Origin of the sequence: Franconibacter sp. IITDAS19, from assembly GCF_023079515.1 — a bacterium.
In the GTDB taxonomy this organism is placed as follows: Bacteria; Pseudomonadota; Gammaproteobacteria; order Enterobacterales; family Enterobacteriaceae; genus Franconibacter; species Franconibacter pulveris.
On record NZ_JALJCP010000007.1, the window covers coordinates 168675 to 184187 of the forward strand.

18 protein-coding genes are annotated in these 15513 nt (G+C 55.8%); 9 read left to right on the forward strand and 9 right to left on the reverse strand.

Going from position 1 to position 15513, the window contains the following annotated elements:
* Window positions 1–22: 22 nt before the first annotated feature.
* Together hemF and amiA are read right to left on the reverse strand one after the other, a co-directional pair.
* Window positions 23–925: an oxygen-dependent coproporphyrinogen oxidase gene (gene hemF / locus MT962_RS16865; protein ID WP_247366101.1), complete on the reverse strand. Its 903-nt coding sequence runs from the start codon at window positions 923–925 to the stop codon at window positions 23–25.
* 3 nt (window positions 926–928) lie between these two features.
* Window positions 929–1801: an N-acetylmuramoyl-L-alanine amidase AmiA gene (amiA, locus tag MT962_RS16870; protein ID WP_024559083.1), complete on the reverse strand. Its 873-nt coding sequence runs from the start codon at window positions 1799–1801 to the stop codon at window positions 929–931.
* 213 nt (window positions 1802–2014) lie between these two features.
* Here amiA and MT962_RS16875 point away from each other — a divergent pair, with 213 nt between their 5' ends.
* Window positions 2015–2440 (forward strand): GNAT family acetyltransferase, encoded by a 426-nt coding sequence (locus MT962_RS16875; RefSeq protein WP_024559082.1) that lies wholly within the window; start codon window positions 2015–2017, stop codon window positions 2438–2440.
* A gap of 33 nt (window positions 2441–2473) precedes the next feature.
* Here MT962_RS16875 and MT962_RS16880 read toward each other — a convergent pair whose 3' ends face one another.
* Window positions 2474–2866, reverse strand: coding sequence for a YgiW/YdeI family stress tolerance OB fold protein (locus MT962_RS16880; RefSeq protein ID WP_024559081.1), 393 nt, complete (start codon window positions 2864–2866; stop codon window positions 2474–2476).
* Window positions 2867–2966: 100 nt separating this feature from the next.
* On the opposite strand from MT962_RS16880, the gene MT962_RS16885 reads away from it, so the two are divergent.
* The 8 genes from MT962_RS16885 to cysM all read left to right on the forward strand — a co-directional run bounded on the left by MT962_RS16885 (window position 2967) and on the right by cysM (window position 9960).
* Window positions 2967–3404 carry a DUF2919 domain-containing protein gene (locus MT962_RS16885; protein ID WP_024559080.1) on the forward strand — a complete coding sequence of 146 codons (438 nt, stop codon included), beginning with the start codon at window positions 2967–2969 and terminating at the stop codon, window positions 3402–3404.
* A gap of 61 nt (window positions 3405–3465) precedes the next feature.
* Entirely contained in the window at window positions 3466–4041 is a 576-nt protein-coding gene (locus MT962_RS16890; RefSeq protein WP_247366102.1) for an RpoE-regulated lipoprotein, read from the forward strand.
* Window positions 4042–4133: 92 nt separating this feature from the next.
* Complete coding sequence (locus MT962_RS16895) at window positions 4134–5033, forward strand: Dyp-type peroxidase (protein ID WP_024559078.1); 900 nt, start codon at window positions 4134–4136, stop codon at window positions 5031–5033.
* A 149-nt stretch (window positions 5034–5182) separates the two neighbouring features.
* The gene (locus MT962_RS16900; RefSeq protein ID WP_247366103.1) at window positions 5183–6199 is read left to right on the forward strand and encodes a sulfate ABC transporter substrate-binding protein; all 1017 of its coding nucleotides are present in this window, start codon (window positions 5183–5185) and stop codon (window positions 6197–6199) included.
* Window positions 6199–7029, forward strand: coding sequence for a sulfate/thiosulfate ABC transporter permease CysT (cysT, locus tag MT962_RS16905; RefSeq protein ID WP_024559076.1), 831 nt, complete (start codon window positions 6199–6201; stop codon window positions 7027–7029). Before MT962_RS16900 ends, cysT begins: the two co-directional genes overlap by 1 nt.
* Window positions 7029–7904, forward strand: coding sequence for a sulfate/thiosulfate ABC transporter permease CysW (gene cysW / locus MT962_RS16910; RefSeq protein WP_024559075.1), 876 nt, complete (start codon window positions 7029–7031; stop codon window positions 7902–7904). The genes cysT and cysW overlap by 1 nt, the downstream gene beginning before the upstream one ends.
* Window positions 7894–8979: a sulfate/thiosulfate ABC transporter ATP-binding protein CysA gene (gene cysA, locus MT962_RS16915; protein ID WP_024559074.1), complete on the forward strand. Its 1086-nt coding sequence runs from the start codon at window positions 7894–7896 to the stop codon at window positions 8977–8979. Before cysW ends, cysA begins: the two co-directional genes overlap by 11 nt.
* Before the next feature lie 69 nt (window positions 8980–9048).
* Window positions 9049–9960 (forward strand): cysteine synthase CysM, encoded by a 912-nt coding sequence (gene cysM, locus MT962_RS16920; protein WP_024559073.1) that lies wholly within the window; start codon window positions 9049–9051, stop codon window positions 9958–9960.
* Window positions 9961–9990: 30 nt separating this feature from the next.
* Here cysM and MT962_RS16925 read toward each other — a convergent pair whose 3' ends face one another.
* The 6 genes from MT962_RS16925 to cysZ form a co-directional block, all read right to left on the reverse strand.
* Window positions 9991–10518, reverse strand: coding sequence for a hypothetical protein (locus MT962_RS16925; protein WP_247366104.1), 528 nt, complete (start codon window positions 10516–10518; stop codon window positions 9991–9993).
* A gap of 75 nt (window positions 10519–10593) precedes the next feature.
* A complete protein-coding gene (gene crr, locus MT962_RS16930) occupies window positions 10594–11097 on the reverse strand; it encodes a PTS glucose transporter subunit IIA (protein WP_024555239.1) in 504 nt (167 codons plus the stop codon).
* A 43-nt stretch (window positions 11098–11140) separates the two neighbouring features.
* Window positions 11141–12868 carry a phosphoenolpyruvate-protein phosphotransferase PtsI gene (gene ptsI / locus MT962_RS16935; RefSeq protein WP_024559071.1) on the reverse strand — a complete coding sequence of 576 codons (1728 nt, stop codon included), beginning with the start codon at window positions 12866–12868 and terminating at the stop codon, window positions 11141–11143.
* Window positions 12869–12911: 43 nt separating this feature from the next.
* Window positions 12912–13169, reverse strand: a complete 258-nt coding sequence (gene ptsH / locus MT962_RS16940; RefSeq protein ID WP_000487600.1) for a phosphocarrier protein Hpr — start codon at window positions 13167–13169, stop codon at window positions 12912–12914.
* Window positions 13170–13555: 386 nt separating this feature from the next.
* Window positions 13556–14527, reverse strand: a complete 972-nt coding sequence (cysK, locus tag MT962_RS16945) for a cysteine synthase A (protein ID WP_024559070.1) — start codon at window positions 14525–14527, stop codon at window positions 13556–13558.
* 151 nt (window positions 14528–14678) lie between these two features.
* Window positions 14679–15440: a sulfate transporter CysZ gene (gene cysZ, locus MT962_RS16950; protein ID WP_024559069.1), complete on the reverse strand. Its 762-nt coding sequence runs from the start codon at window positions 15438–15440 to the stop codon at window positions 14679–14681.
* Window positions 15441–15513 lie beyond the last annotated feature (73 nt).

The window sequence follows — 15513 nt, forward strand, 5'->3', positions numbered from 1 at the left end:
CTTTTCACGGGCGCCGCGGTAGTTATACCCATTCGCGAACCGGCAGGAAATCGCGGTAGAGGGCCGCTTCCGGGCTGCCCTCTTCAGGCTGGTAGTTGTACTCCCAGCGCACCAGCGGCGGCATCGACATCAAAATAGATTCGGTGCGCCCGCCGGTTTGCAGGCCAAACAGCGTGCCGCGATCCCACACCAGATTGAACTCCACATAGCGCCCGCGACGGTAGAGCTGGAAGTCGCGCTCGCGCTCGCCCCAGGGCTGCGCCTTGCGACGTTCGACGATAGGCAGGTAAGCGTCCAGATAGCCGTTGCCCACCGCCTGCATAAAGCGAAAGGCGTGGTCGAAGTCAGGCGTATTGAGGTCATCAAAGAACAGACCGCCAATGCCGCGCTGCTCGTTGCGGTGCTTAAGAAAGAAATAATCGTCGCACCACTTTTTGTAACGCGGGTAAACCTCTTCGCCAAAAGGCTGGCAGAGATTACGCGCCGTTCGGTGCCAGTGCACGGCGTCTTCTTCAAAACCGTAAAAGGGCGTTAAGTCAAAGCCGCCGCCAAACCACCAGACCGGGTCGGCGCCCGGCTTCTCGGCGATGAAAAAACGCACGTTGGCGTGGCTTGTCGGTACATAAGGGTTGCGCGGATGCACGACCAGCGAAACGCCCATCGCCTCGAAGCTGCGTCCCGCCAGCTCCGGGCGGTGCGCGGTGGCGGACGCGGGCATCGCATCGCCATGAACGTGCGAAAAGTTAACGCCCGCCTGTTCGAAGACGTTTCCTTCGCGCAGAACGCGGCTGCGACCGCCGCCGCCGCCCTCGCGCTGCCAGGCATCTTCAACAAACGCGGCGCCGTCGATAGCCGCCAGCTGCTGGCAGATGCGGTCCTGCAAATCGAGCAGGAACGTTTTTACTAACTGAATGTCTGGTTGCATCGGTTAGCCTCGCTTCGAATGGGCTTTATGGTTATCGAACCAGTTGAAATAGCTGATGACGCCGTTGGCGATAGCGGTAGCGATTTTCTGGCGAAACGCATTGGTGCCGAGCAGCTTTTCCTCTTCCGGATTGGTAATAAAAGAGGTTTCTACCAGCACGGAAGGGATGGAAGGCGATTTGAGCACCACAAACGCCGCCTGTTCGGTCGACCGGCTGTGCAGGCGATGCACCGGTTTAATCTGGCGCAGGATATGCGAGCCGAGCGTAAGGCTGTTTTTAATGGTATCGGTCTGCACCAGGTCGAACAGCACCTGTTGCAGATAGTGATCTTTATTTTTTACCCGGCTGCCCGCTACGTCGTCGGCGGCGTTTTCGCGATCGGAGAGGTATTTCGCCATGGCGCTACTCGCCCCGCGGTTAGAGAGCGCAAAAACCGACGCGCCTGCGGCGGTGGGGCTGGTGAAACCATCGGCGTGAATTGACATAAAGAGATCCGCGCCATGCTGGTGGGCTATCTCCACCCGGTCATAGAGCGGAATAAAGGTGTCGTCGCTGCGGGTAAGGCGGGCGTCGATACCTCGCGCGCGCAGAATAGCGCGCACTTTTTTGGCAATCGCCAGCACCACGTGTTTCTCTTTTGAGCCGTTATGGCCAATAGCGCCGGTATCGATGCCGCCGTGGCCCGGGTCGAGCATCACCACGCGCTTCGCGCCCGCTTTTTTGGCTTTCGGCTTGCTGTGGCTGTTACTGGTGGCGAGCGGTTTCTCTTCTTTAGCAAGGGCTTTGTTAATGCCGGTAACCGTCAGGGCTGCGAGGCCCGTAAGCAGCAGCTGACGGCGCGATGTGAGTTTTTTTAAGGGCTTAATAGTGCTCATGCGTCCTGACTTCTGTTTTTATGGTCCCGCAGTGTTATAGCGTATCGCTCTTCAGGGGACGACATTCCGTAGCGGGAAAAGTTTTACTTTTCATTTCAAGGCGAGGCGAAAGGGTAGTATGCCATTTTTCGCGAAGTTTTGCCGGGGATATTGGCTATTGCAACAGATAGCGCCATAATCACTGTTTTTATTGCGCAAAAGATGGGTAATACCATGGAGATACGTGTTTTTCGCCAGCCAGATTTCGAAGAGGTCATTACCCTCTGGGAGCGTTGCGACCTGCTGCGCCCCTGGAACGATCCGGAAATGGACATTGAGCGCAAGCTGAACCACGACCCCGATCTGTTCCTGGTCGCCGAAGTGAACGGCGAAGTCGTGGGTTCAGTAATGGGCGGCTACGACGGGCATCGCGGCTCGGCGTACTACCTGGGCGTACACCCGGAGTTTCGCGGACGCGGCATCGCCAATGCGTTATTAAGCCGTCTTGAGAAAAAACTCATCGCCCGCGGCTGCCCGAAAATCAACATTCAGATCCGCGAGGATAACGACGTGGTGCTGGGTATGTATGAACGTCTGGGTTACGAGCACCAGGATGTGATAAGCCTTGGCAAGCGGCTGATTGAAGACCAGGAATATTAATGGTCACCCGGCGCAGGGCCGGGTGAAAAGCGCTTAGCCTTTGGTCACTTTTTTCACGTCGATTTCAACGGAGTTCCAGTCTTTATCCACTTCCCCCTCGATACGCACTTTGTCGTTCGGGGTGACAGTGACGCCGTTCCAGACGTGATCGTCAATTTCCACATTGACAGAGCCGCTTGCGTCGCGGAACTCATAAAGCTCTTTGCCAATCTTACGCACGATGTTGCCTTCCAGCGCCACCCAGGCGTCATCGCGCAGGCTTTTTGCCTGTTCCACCGTCGTGCTGGCCGCATCCGGCCCAACGAAGCCGCCTTTCGCGGCGGCGGTGGTGTTATCCGGACCGCTAAACCCTCCCTTCTGGGCGATAGCCGGGGCCGCCGTCAGCGCGGCCGTCGCAAATAACAACGCAATGCTACGTTTTTTCATCTCAATCTCCTTTTGGTTATCTCGTGCGAAGCGCTTTCTTCGCACCCTTACAGGGTGACATAATTCTGCCTTTTATGACGGCGGATCCCGGAATTTATACATGTTTTTACCTTCCGACTACGACAGCCAGGGGCTGCTGAAGCTGCCCGCGCTGTTCTGGGGCGTGCTGCTGTTGCAAGCGCGCACCTGGGCGCTGTTTGTGCTGGCGGGCGCATCGCGGGAGCAAGGAGAAGCGCTGCTCGCGCTCTTTTACCCCGACCGCGCCGCCTTCTGGCTCGGCTTGCTGACCGGCGTGCCGGCGGCGCTGGCTTTTCTGCTAAGCGGGCGACGGGAGCGCTTCCCACGGCTATGGCGCGCCTGGCGCTGGGTGCTTATCGTTACCCAGGTCTGGCTGCTAACCTCACAGCTGTTTATGCTGGCAAACAATGAAGGGCAGAGCGGGGCGGCGATGATTCTGCTGGCCGCCGACCTCTTCGCGCTCTGGTGGCTTGGGTTTAACGCCCGGTTGCGTGCCTGCTTTACGCCCGATACAGATTAACCGGCACTTTTTTCGGTTTAGAGGTTCCAACAAGCGATAATGCTTAAGAAAGGGATAAAAAATGAAAAACCTGCGTTTGCTGCTCTGCGGTCTGCCGCTCGTGTTGACGGGCTGTTCCACGCTATCGAACGTACACTGGTCCGCCGCCGCGCCGTGGAACTGGTTTGGCTCGTCGCTTGAAGTGACCGAAAACGGCTTAGGGGATATCACTGCCGACACGCCGCTGAAAGAAGAGGCGATCGCCGACGCGCTGGGCGATGATTATCGCTTGCGCAGCGGGATGAAAACGCAGGGCGGCGCGGTGGTGCGCTATTTCGAAGCGCTGAAGGATGACAAGCTTGCCGTAGTAATTAACGGCGAAAACGACAAAGTCAGCCGTATCGATGTGCTGGATAACGATATTGAGACCGACAGCGGCGTTAAGATTGGCACGCCTTTCAGCGATCTGTATGACAAAGCGTATGGCGCCTGTAAAAAAGCGCTGGATGACGACAGCGACGGCGTGGAGTGTCAGGCGCCCGGCAGTCATCATGTCAGCTACGTTTTTACCGGCGAATGGCGCGGCCCTGAAGGGTTAATGCCTTCTGACGATGCCCTGAAAAAATGGACGCTGCACAAGATAGTCTGGCGCCGTTAACGGCTTGTTTTAGCGCAACGCGCCGGCAAAAAAATCGGGTACAATAGCCCGATTCATGCCACCTTCGTGGCATCGTTTTTGCTGGAGGAGAGATGTCTCAGGTTCAAAGCGGCATTTTGCCGGAACATTGCCGCGCCGCCATTTGGCTGGAAGCGAAAGCGCAGGGCGATCGCGACGCGCTGCGTCAGGGCTGTAAAGCCTTCGCTGATAAAGTCGCGACCTTTCAGGCGCAGTTCCCGGAAGCCAGCCTCGGGGTGGTGATAGGCTTCGGCCATGACCTCTGGCGTGAATTAAGCGGCGGGGTAGGGGCGCAGGAGCTGAAAAACTTTACCCCGCTTGGTAAAGGACTGGCGCCCGCCACCCAGCACGACGTGCTGATACACATCCTTTCTCTGCGCCATGACGTGAACTTTTCCGTTGCGCAGGCCGCACTGGCGGCCTTTGGCGACACGCTCAACGTGCAGGAAGAAACGCACGGCTTCCGCTGGGTGGAAGAGCGTGACCTGAGCGGCTTTGTCGATGGCACCGAGAACCCGGCCGGCGAAGAGACGCGTCGCGCCGTTGCGGTGATTAACGACGGCGTGGACGCGGGCGGCAGTTATGTCTTTGTGCAGCGCTGGGAGCATAACCTGAAGCAGCTTAACCGCATGAGCGTGCCGGATCAGGAGATGATGATTGGCCGTACCAAAGTGGCCAACGAAGAGATTGACGGCGATGCGCGTCCGGTTACTTCCCATCTGACTCGCGTTGATCTCAAAGAAGAGGGCAAGGGCCTGAAAATTGTGCGCCAGAGCCTGCCTTACGGCACGGCAAGCGGGGTGCACGGTCTCTACTTCTGCGCCTACTGCGCGCGTCTTTATAACATTGAGCAGCAGTTGCTGAGCATGTTCGGCGATAAAGACGGCAAGCGCGACGCCATGCTGCGCTTCACAAAGCCAGTTACTGGCGGCTACTATTTCGCCCCCTCTCTCGAGAGGCTTTTCGCGCTTTAACCCCCTCGCGGCGCGGCTTTCCGTCGCGCCGCTGGCTTATATCCTTTCGCAATTGCAAATCGCTAAACGGTATATAAAAGCGTTACAGCTTTAATGCCCGTTATAAATAAACTGATGCCTGATCGTCATCACATTTATAAGGGTGCGCAATGGCCGTTAAAATCACTAGAAAAGCATGGAGTGCAATCGCCATCTCTCTGTTAATGGCAGGACACGCTCAGGCAACCGAGCTGTTGAACAGCTCTTACGACGTTTCCCGCGAGCTTTTTGCCGCCCTTAACCCACCTTTTGCGCAGCAGTGGGAAAAAGAGAATAACGGCGACAAGCTGACCATAAAGCAGTCGCACGCAGGCTCGTCCAAGCAGGCGCTGGCCATTCTGCAGGGCTTAAAAGCAGACGTTGTAACTTATAACCAGGTGACCGACGTTCAGATCCTGCATGATAAAGGCAAGCTCATCCCGGCCGACTGGCAAAGCCGTTTGCCGAATAACAGCTCGCCGTTGTATTCCACCATGGCTTTCCTGGTGCGTAAGGGCAACCCGAAAAATATTCACGACTGGAGCGACCTGGTGCGCCCGGATGTGAAGCTTATTTTCCCGAACCCGAAAACCTCCGGTAATGCCCGTTACACCTATTTAGCCGCCTGGGGCGCCGCGGACAACGCCGACGGCGGTGATAAAGCCAAAACCGAACAGTTCATGACGCAGTTTTTGAAAAACGTTGAGGTGTTCGATACCGGCGGTCGCGGTGCGACCACCACCTTTGTTGAACGTGGCCTGGGCGACGTACTGATTAGCTTTGAGTCGGAAGTGAACAACATCCGCAATCAGTACGAAAAAGAGGGTTACGAGGTCGTCGTGCCGAAGGTCAATATCCTGGCGGAGTTCCCGGTGGCGTGGATTGATAAAAACGTTAAAGCCAACGGCACCGAGAAGGCGGCGAAGGCTTATCTGAACTATCTCTATAGCCCGACGGCGCAGCAGATCATCACCAACTATTACTACCGCGTGAACAACCCGGCAGTAATGGACAAGCTGAAGGATAAATTCCCGCAGACCGACCTTTTCCGCGTGGAGGATAAATTCGGCGGCTGGCCGGAAGCGATGAAAACCCACTTCAACAGCGGCGGCGAATTTGACCGGCTGGTCGCGGCGGGGCGTAAGTAATGTTTGCAGTCTCTAAGCGTGTGTTGCCGGGCTTTACCTTGAGCCTTGGCACCAGCCTGTTGTTTGTTTGTCTGATTCTTCTGTTGCCGCTTAGCGCGCTGGTGATGCAGCTCGCCCAGATGAGCTGGGAGCAGTACTGGGAAGTGATTACCAACCCGCAGGTAGTGGCAGCGTATAAAGTGACGCTGCTCTCCGCGGCGGTGGCCTCGGTATTTAATGGCGTATTCGGGTTATTGATGGCGTGGATCTTAACCCGCTATCAGTTTCCTGGCCGTACGCTGCTGGATGCGCTGATGGACTTGCCTTTCGCCCTGCCGACGGCGGTGGCGGGCCTGACCCTCGCTTCGCTTTTCTCCGTGAACGGGCTTTACGGCGAATGGCTGGCGCAGTTCGACATTAAAGTGACCTATACCTGGCTTGGCATCGCCGTGGCGATGGCGTTCACCAGCATTCCCTTTGTCGTGCGTACCGTGCAGCCTGTACTGGAAGAGTTAGGCCCGGAATACGAAGAAGCCGCGCAGACGCTCGGCGCCACCCGCTGGCAGAGCTTTCGTAAAGTGGTGCTGCCGGAACTTTCTCCGGCGCTGATGGCTGGCGTGGCGCTCTCGTTTACCCGCAGCCTTGGCGAATTCGGCGCGGTGATTTTTATCGCCGGCAACATCGCCTGGAAGACCGAGGTCACCTCGCTGATGATTTTCGTACGGTTGCAGGAGTTTGATTACCCGGCGGCCAGCGCTATCGCTTCAGTGATCCTCGCCGCTTCGCTGTTGCTGCTGTTTGGCATTAACACTCTGCAAAGCCGCTTTGGCCGGCGCGTGGTAGGTCACTAATGGCTGAAGTTACTGAAGTGAAAAATTACGATCGCCCCGGCGTGAACTGGGGCAAATGGTTGCTTATCGGCACAGGCGTGCTGGTTTCCTGCCTGATCCTGCTGGTGCCGATGATTTCTATCTTCGCGCAGGCCTTTTCGAAGGGGCTGATGCCGGTGCTGGAAAATATCGCCGACCCGGACATGCTGCACGCCATCTGGCTGACCGTGCTGATCGCGCTTATCACGGTGCCGGTGAACCTGGTGTTCGGTACTTTACTCGCCTGGCTGGTGACGCGCTTTGACTTTCGCGGCCGCCAATTATTGCTGACGCTGCTTGATATTCCGTTTGCCGTCTCGCCGGTGGTGGCGGGCCTGGTGTATCTGCTCTTTTACGGCTCTAACGGCCCGCTCGGCGGCTGGCTGGATGAACATGATATGCAGATTATGTTCGCCTGGCCGGGCATGGTGCTGGTGACTATCTTCGTCACCTGTCCGTTTGTGGTGCGCGAGCTGGTGCCGGTCATGCTGAGCCAGGGCAGCCAGGAAGATGAAGCGGCTATTTTGCTTGGCGCTTCCGGCTGGCAGATGTTTCGCCGCGTAACGCTGCCGAATATCCGTTGGGCGTTGCTGTATGGCGTGGTGCTGACTAACGCGCGCGCTATCGGCGAGTTTGGCGCGGTGTCGGTGGTATCCGGCTCGATTCGCGGCGAAACGCTTTCGCTGCCTTTACAGATTGAATTACTGCAGCAGGATTACAACGCGGTGGGTTCGTTTACCGCCGCCGCCCTGCTGACGTTAATGGCTATTTTGACCCTGTTTTTGAAGAGTGCGTTGCAGTGGCGCCTGAATAATCAGGAAAAACGCGGGCAACAGGAGGGAAATCATGAGCATTGAGATTGCCAATATTAAGAAGTCTTTTGGTCGCACCCAGGTGCTGAATGATATCTCACTGGATATCCCTTCCGGCCAGATGGTAGCGCTGCTGGGGCCTTCCGGCTCCGGTAAAACGACGCTGCTGCGTATTATCGCGGGGCTTGAGCATCAGACCAGCGGGCGCATTCGCTTTCACGGCACCGACGTGAGCCGCCTGCATGCCCGCGACCGTAAGGTGGGGTTTGTGTTTCAACACTATGCGCTGTTTCGCCATATGTCGGTGTTCGACAATATCGCGTTCGGCCTGACCGTGTTGCCAAGGCGCGAGCGCCCGAACGCGGCGGCTATCAAACAAAAAGTGACGCAGTTGCTTGAGATGGTGCAGCTTTCTCATCTGGCGGACCGCTATCCGGCGCAGCTTTCCGGCGGCCAGAAACAGCGCGTGGCGTTGGCTCGCGCGCTGGCGGTGGAGCCGCAAATCCTGCTGCTCGACGAGCCTTTCGGCGCACTGGACGCCCAGGTGCGTAAAGAGCTGCGCCGCTGGCTGCGCGAGCTGCACGAAGAGTTAAAATTCACCAGCGTTTTCGTTACCCACGATCAGGAAGAGGCGATGGAAGTGGCCGACCGCGTGGTGGTGATGAGCCAGGGCCATATCGAACAGGCTGATGCGCCGGAGCAGGTGTGGCGTGAACCCGCCACGCGCTTCGTGCTGGAGTTCCTTGGCGAAGTTAACCGGCTGAAGGGCACCGTGCGCGGCAGCCAGTTCCACGTCGGCGCACACCGCTGGCCGCTTGGTTTTTCTCCTGCGCACCAGGGGCCGGTTGACCTGTTCCTGCGCCCGTGGGAAGTGGACGTAAGCCGCCGCACCAGCCTTGATTCGCCGCTCCCGGTGCAGGTGCTGGAAGTGAGTCCGAAGGGACACTATATGCAACTGGTCGTGCAGCCGCTCGGCTGGTATGACGAACCGCTAACGGTCGTGCTGCGCGAAGACTATGTGCCGCACCGCGGCGAGCGTCTCTATGTGGGCCTGCAGCACGCCCGTCTTTACAACGGCGATGAGCGGATCCAGAGTGTTGCTCTGGCTGAGACGGCCTGATAGGTTAACGTCCTACACGACGAGCAAGCGGCCCCGTGGCCGCTTTTTTTATGCTTTGGACAGACTGACGTGAACACATTAGAACAGACTATCGGCAATACGCCTCTGGTGCGGCTGCAGCGGACCGGGCTGACCAACGGCGCCGAAATTTGGGTCAAGCTCGAAGGCAACAACCCGGCGGGTTCGGTGAAAGACCGTGCGGCGCTCTCGATGATTACCGAGGCGGAAAAGCGTGGCGAGATTAAGCCCGGCGATGTGCTGATTGAGGCGACCAGCGGCAATACCGGCATCGCGCTGGCGATGATAGCGGCCCTGAAAGGCTACCGTATGAAGCTGCTTATGCCGGACAACATGAGCATGGAGCGCAAGGCGGCGATGCAGGCTTACGGCGCGGAACTGATTCTGGTAAGCCGCGAGCAGGGAATGGAAGGCGCGCGCGATCTGGCGAAAGAGATGGGCGAGCGCGGTGAAGGTAAGGTGCTGGACCAGTTTAATAACCCTGATAACCCTTACGCGCATTACACCACCACGGGGCCTGAAATCTGGCGGCAAACTGAAGGGCGCATTACGCACTTTGTTTCCAGCATGGGGACAACGGGCACTATTACGGGCGTGAGCCGCTTTCTGCGCGAACAGGCGAAAAAGGTGACAATTGTCGGCCTGCAGCCGGAAGAAGGCAGCAGCATTCCGGGAATTCGCCGCTGGCCCCAGCAATATCTGCCGGGCATTTTCAACGCGTCGCTGGTGGATGAGGTGCTGGATATCAGCCAGCTTGATGCGGAGAACACCACCCGCGAGCTGGCGCGTAAAGAAGGACTTTTCTGCGGCGTGAGTTCCGGCGGGGCGGTAGCGGGCGCGTTGCGCGTTGCGCAGGCAAACCCCGGCGCGGTAGTCGTGGCGATTATCTGCGATCGCGGCGACCGCTACCTTTCGACCGGCGTATTCGGGGAAGAAAGCTACAGCCAGGGCGCAGGCATTTAACCGTGGCGGCGGACGCAAACGTCCGCCGGTTTAGATTTCACGTGGAATTGTCGCCGCCGCGTCCTCAAGCAGCCTGTCCAGGCTCTGCTGCGAAAGGTAACGTTTTACGGGCCTACTTACCCGGTGCAACGCTTTACCCGGCAGGGCAGGCATCGCATAAATGCTGACTACACCGGGAAGATGCTCGTAAATAAGCAATCCATCCACCTGATAGCCATCTTTATCTTCAAACGCCGCGAGTTGTTGCTGCATCCGGTTACGGGCATTTTCATCGCCTCTGACGGCAAGGCGCAGCGCGTCTGCTGACAGACCCGGCGGCAGACGATAAAGATAGAGCACCTCAACCTGAGCGCTTTCCTCGCATAAAAAACAGGTTTCTCTTTCCGCTACTGATGGCGCTTTACGCAGCGCGGCGGTAAGGGCCTGGCCGTCGTTGAGCGGTGGGGCGGAAATGTCGATAAACGCCAGCACGTAAGGGCCGGGAGAACCCGCATAAAGCCATGGGGCGGGCAGCAGCAGGGCAATGAAGCACAGCCAGAGGGAACGCCAGCGGCGCATAGTTCAGAGTCCGATAAGGGGCCGAAGGATAAAAAAATGGCGCCTTGCGGCGCCATTTTCGAATACGAGTCAGTCTTACTTCTTGATACGGATAACCGGCGTTTCGCCCACGGTTACGCTACCAGAGAGTTTGATCAACTCTTTGATTTCATCCATATTGGAGATAACGACCGGCGTCAGCGTAGATTTCGCTTTTTCTTCCAGCAGCGGCAGGTCGAACTCGATAACCGGGTCGCCTTTCTTCACACGCTGGCCTTCTTCAGCGAGACGCTTAAAGCCTTCGCCTTTCAGTTCGACGGTGTCGATACCGAAGTGAACGAACAGCTCAATGCCGCTATCGGATTCGATAGAGAACGCATGGTTGGTTTCAAAGATTTTGCCAATGGTGCCATCTACCGGCGCAACCATTTTGTTGCCGGTCGGTTTGATAGCGATGCCATCACCAACAATCTTCTCTGCGAACACTACATCCGGCACGTCTTCAATGTTAACGATTTCACCGGACAGTGGAGCAACGATCTCAATGGTTCCGGTGTCGCTATTGCCTTTATCACCGAACAGCTTACTAAATAACCCCATTAGCCTTCTCTCCTAAGCAGTAATTTGGGCCGCATCTCGTGGATTAGCAGATTGTTTTTTCTTCAATGAACTTGTTAACCAGCGTCATTAACTCGTCCGTTGTCGGTTGAGCAAGAGCCTGCTCTGCTAAAACCTTCGCATCTTCGAAGTTCGTGTTACGAATAATCTTCTTAATGCGCGGGATAGAAATGGCACTCATACTGAATTCATCCAGACCCATCCCCAGCAAAAGAAGTGTAGCACGTTCATCGCCAGCAAGCTCACCACACATGCCCGTCCACTTGCCTTCAGCATGAGATGCATCAATTACTTGCTTAATCAGGTTCAGCACAGACGGCGACATCGGCTGGTAGAGGTGGGAAATCATATCATTACCACGGTCAACTGCCAGGGTGTACTGCGTCAAATCGTTAGTGCCGATACTGAAGAAATCGACCTCTTTCGCCAGGTGACGAGCGATGGTCGCCGCCGCCGGGGTTTCTACCATCACGCCAATTTCGATCGTTTCGTCAAACGCTTTGCCTTCATCGCGCAGCTCTTGTTTAAACGCTTCGATCTCTTTTTTCAGCGCGCGCACTTCTTCCACTGAGATGATCATCGGGAACATGATGCGCAATTTGCCGAAAGCGGAGGCGCGCAGAATGGCGCGCAGCTGGTCACGCAGGATCTCTTTACGATCCATAGCGATACGAATCGCGCGCCAGCCGAGGAACGGGTTCTCTTCTTTCGGGAAGTTCATGTACGGCAGCTCTTTGTCGCCGCCGATATCCATGGTGCGAACGATAACCGCCTGAGAACCGCAGGCTTCCGCCACGGCTTTATAAGCCTGGAACTGCTCTTCTTCAGTCGGCAGCGAGTCACGGTCCATGAACAAAAATTCGGTACGATAGAGGCCTACGCCTTCCGCGCCGTTACGCTCGGCGCCCGCGACGTCGCGCACGGTACCGATGTTGGCGCAAACTTCAACCTGATGGCCGTCAAGCGTGATAGCCGGCAGATCTTTAAGCTTGGCGAGCTCTGCTTTCTCTTCAGCCACCTGGGCTTGAGTGTTGCGCAGCGCTTCGATCTCTTCGTTGGTCGGGTTAACGTAAACTTTGTTGTTAACCGCATCGAGGATCAGGTAATCGTCGTTTTTTACCAGAGAGGTAACGTTACCGGTGCCCACAATCGCCGGCAGCTCAAGAGAGCGCGCCATGATAGAGGTGTGGGAAGTGCGGCCGCCCAGGTCGGTGATGAAACCGAGCACCTTTTTCAGGTTCAGCTGTGCGGTTTCCGACGGGGTCAGGTCAGCGGCAACCAGAATAACTTCATCCTGAATCGCGCTTAAATCGATGATGGCGAGGCCAAGGATATTGCGCAGCAGACGCTTGCCGATGTCGCGCACGTCAGCCGCACGCTCTTTCAGGTACTCGTCGTCAAGCTCTTCCAGCGCGGTAGCCTGACCTTCGATAACCTCGTGCGCCGCGGCGTCCGCGGTAACGAGCTTATCCTTAATCAGGGCTATGATTTCCTGCTCCAGCTCTTCATCTTCCAGCAACATGATGTGGCCTTCGAAGATAGCTTCCTTTTCTTCACCGAAAGTCTCACCGGCTTTCACCTTGATCGCTTCCAGCTGAGAAGAAGCCTTAGCGCGCCCGCTCAGGAAACGCTCAACTTCCTGATCAACCTTGTCGGCAGAAATTTTTTTCCGGTCGATGACAATTTCATCTTCCTTCAGCAGCAGTGCTTTGCCAAAGGCGATACCCGGAGATGCTAAAATGCCTGAAATCATAACCCTACCTTACTTGTGACTGATTTTGAAAAGAACCCGGAATTTACTCGAGTTCAGCCATCAGTTTTACCAGATGTTCAACTGCCTTCTGCTCATCTTCGCCTTCCGCAGAAATGGTCACAACAGTGCCCTGAGTCAGACCCAGAGTTTGCAGCTTGAACAGGCTTTTCGCGCTGGCGCTTTTGCCGTTGGAAGTCACAGTGATCTCAGAGGTGAAGCCTTTCGCTTCTTTTACAAACTGAGCAGCAGGGCGGGTATGCAGACCGTTCGGAGCGGTAATGGTAACTTCTTGCTGGAACATTGTATTTCCCCAACTTATAGGTTTAGTGTTGTGGAACTAAAGTCTAGCCTGGCGGCCAGACTTTAGCCTGTATTGTTAGCGCCGACGTAAACGGAACGCAGCACAGGATGCCAGAACGACGAAAATCGCACGGCATCGATTCCATGCGGCACGCGTTTCGCTCGTCATTAATCATTATGCCGCGAATAAAGCGGCTTAACCAAATCATTAAATCGATTCAGCAAACACGAATGGTGCCAATGATTAATTTCACGCATCGAAATAATTTGCTGGTTAAATACCAGACCCTACAGACTGAAGCAATGCCAGGGGAGGTAAAACTTTGACGTACGCCACAAAAAAGCACCCTCAAGGGTGCTTTTTTAGCCAGATTTAACAATCTGGTATCACTGTTGCAGTTCTTTCTCGGTAAAGAGATCGGCAAACAGCGCAGTACTAAGGTAGCGTTCGCCGGAAGAGGGGAGAATGACCACGATATTCTTATTGCTGAAGGCTTCATCTTCCTGCAGTTTGAGGGCTGCCGCGACGGCCGCACCTGAAGAGATACCGGCCAGAATGCCTTCTTCTTCCATCAGACGGCGGGCGGTGGAAATCGCTTCTTCGTTGGTGATGCCAATGACTTTATCAATCAGCTTGAGGTCCAGGTTGCCAGGAATAAAACCTGCGCCGATGCCCTGAATTTTATGCGGACCTGGTTTCAGCTCCTGGCCTGCCAGCGCCTGGGCGATAACCGGAGAATCGGTCGGCTCAACCGCTACGGTGATAAGGTCGGTTTTGCCTTTGGTGTTTTTGATATAACGCGTCACGCCAGTCAGCGTACCGCCAGTACCGACGCCTGCGATAAACACGTCAACCTGACCGTCAGTATCTTCCCAGATCTCAGGCCCAGTGGTTTTTTCATGAATTTCGGGGTTAGCCGGGTTGCTGAACTGTTGAAGCAGCAGATATTTTGACGGATCGCTCGCCACAATCTCTTCAGCTTTCTGGATTGCGCCTTTCATGCCTTTCGCGCCTTCAGTCAGCACAAGGTTAGCGCCCAGCGCTTTAAGCAGCTTACGGCGTTCAATGCTCATGGTTTCTGGCATGGTCAGCGTGAGCTTGTAACCGCGGGCGGCGGCGACATAAGCCAGCGCGATGCCGGTGTTGCCGCTGGTCGGTTCAACCAGTTCCACGCCCGGCTTCAGTACGCCACGTTTTTCGGCATCCCAAATCATATTGGCACCGATACGGCATTTGACGCTGAAGCTCGGGTTACGGGACTCGACCTTCGCGAGGATGCGTCCATTACCGATACGGTTCAGTCGAACCAGAGGCGTATGACCAATAGTCAACGAGTTATCTTCAAAAATCTTACTCATGGCCTGTCCTTAACTGTATGAAATTTGGGAACCGCTCCAGCATACCCGCTCAGGTCTTATGCGGAAGTAAGGAATTCGCATATCTATATACTGTCGCGAAATAATGCTTATCAGTATGGAATAAGAGGCGGCATATGCCACCTCTGCAGGGTTACTTCCAGAGCGCATGTTGGGTGCGGTAGCAATCCACCCACATGGCCGTTGCGCCGCATACGGCGACAGGCATGATGAACAGGTTAAGTACTGGTATGAGGGTAAAGAGGTTAACCAGCGCGCCAAATTGCATATTGGTTATTTTTTGTCGGCGCAGCGCCTGGCGCATCTCTTTAAACGGCACTTTATGATTGTCGAACGGATAATCGCAGTACTGAATAGCGAGCATCCATGCGCTAAATAAAAACCACAGCACCGGCGCTACGGTCTGGCCGATGCCGGGAATAAAATAGAGAATCAGCAGCACTACAGCGCGCGGCAGATACCAGACGAACTTTTGCCATTCCCGCTTCATGATGCGCGGCACATCTTTCATTATGCCGACGATACCGGTATCTGGCGGGGTAGCGCCTGTCAAGCGGGCTTCAAGCTGTTCAGCCAGCAATCCGTTAAACGGGGCGGCTATCCAGTTCGCGAGCGTCGAGAAGAGATAGCCGAAAACGAGCAAAATGGACAACACGGCGATGGGCCAGAGCAGGTAGCTTAGCCATTGCAGCCAGTCAGGAACGGAGGCCATTAACTGCGGTATCCAGCGATCGAGCTGTGTAAAAAGCCACCAGAACGCGCCGCCCATGAGCAGGATATTCACCAGAAGCGGTAAAAGGACGAAGCGTTTTAATCCCGGCTGGCTTAACAATTTCCAGCCTTGTGAAAAGTAATAAAGGCCGCTGCGCGGGGCTGTACCTGTATATGAAACCATATCTCTTACTGTGCTCCTGAATATCGGCCCGAAAAGGGGCAGGATTATCTTAACCGAGCCGGTTAAATGCGCC

Excerpts from the sequence above, each read along its gene's own strand:
- cysW (WP_024559075.1), top strand. The coding sequence starts at position 7,029 with ATGGCTGAAGTTACTGAAGTGAAAAATTACGATCGCCCCGGCGTGAAC.
- amiA (WP_024559083.1), bottom strand. The coding sequence starts at position 1,801 with ATGAGCACTATTAAGCCCTTAAAAAAACTCACATCGCGCCGTCAGCTG.
- ptsI (WP_024559071.1), bottom strand. The coding sequence starts at position 12,868 with ATGATTTCAGGCATTTTAGCATCTCCGGGTATCGCCTTTGGCAAAGCA.
- MT962_RS16875 (WP_024559082.1), top strand. The coding sequence starts at position 2,015 with ATGGAGATACGTGTTTTTCGCCAGCCAGATTTCGAAGAGGTCATTACC.
- cysA (WP_024559074.1), top strand. The coding sequence starts at position 7,894 with ATGAGCATTGAGATTGCCAATATTAAGAAGTCTTTTGGTCGCACCCAG.
- MT962_RS16900 (WP_247366103.1), top strand. The coding sequence starts at position 5,183 with ATGGCCGTTAAAATCACTAGAAAAGCATGGAGTGCAATCGCCATCTCT.
- cysT (WP_024559076.1), top strand. The coding sequence starts at position 6,199 with ATGTTTGCAGTCTCTAAGCGTGTGTTGCCGGGCTTTACCTTGAGCCTT.
- MT962_RS16885 (WP_024559080.1), top strand. The coding sequence starts at position 2,967 with ATGTTTTTACCTTCCGACTACGACAGCCAGGGGCTGCTGAAGCTGCCC.
- MT962_RS16925 (WP_247366104.1), bottom strand. The coding sequence starts at position 10,518 with ATGCGCCGCTGGCGTTCCCTCTGGCTGTGCTTCATTGCCCTGCTGCTG.
- MT962_RS16880 (WP_024559081.1), bottom strand. The coding sequence starts at position 2,866 with ATGAAAAAACGTAGCATTGCGTTGTTATTTGCGACGGCCGCGCTGACG.
- ptsH (WP_000487600.1), bottom strand. The coding sequence starts at position 13,169 with ATGTTCCAGCAAGAAGTTACCATTACCGCTCCGAACGGTCTGCATACC.
- MT962_RS16895 (WP_024559078.1), top strand. The coding sequence starts at position 4,134 with ATGTCTCAGGTTCAAAGCGGCATTTTGCCGGAACATTGCCGCGCCGCC.
- crr (WP_024555239.1), bottom strand. The coding sequence starts at position 11,097 with ATGGGGTTATTTAGTAAGCTGTTCGGTGATAAAGGCAATAGCGACACC.
- cysK (WP_024559070.1), bottom strand. The coding sequence starts at position 14,527 with ATGAGTAAGATTTTTGAAGATAACTCGTTGACTATTGGTCATACGCCT.
- hemF (WP_247366101.1), bottom strand. The coding sequence starts at position 925 with ATGCAACCAGACATTCAGTTAGTAAAAACGTTCCTGCTCGATTTGCAG.
- cysZ (WP_024559069.1), bottom strand. The coding sequence starts at position 15,440 with ATGGTTTCATATACAGGTACAGCCCCGCGCAGCGGCCTTTATTACTTT.
- MT962_RS16890 (WP_247366102.1), top strand. The coding sequence starts at position 3,466 with ATGAAAAACCTGCGTTTGCTGCTCTGCGGTCTGCCGCTCGTGTTGACG.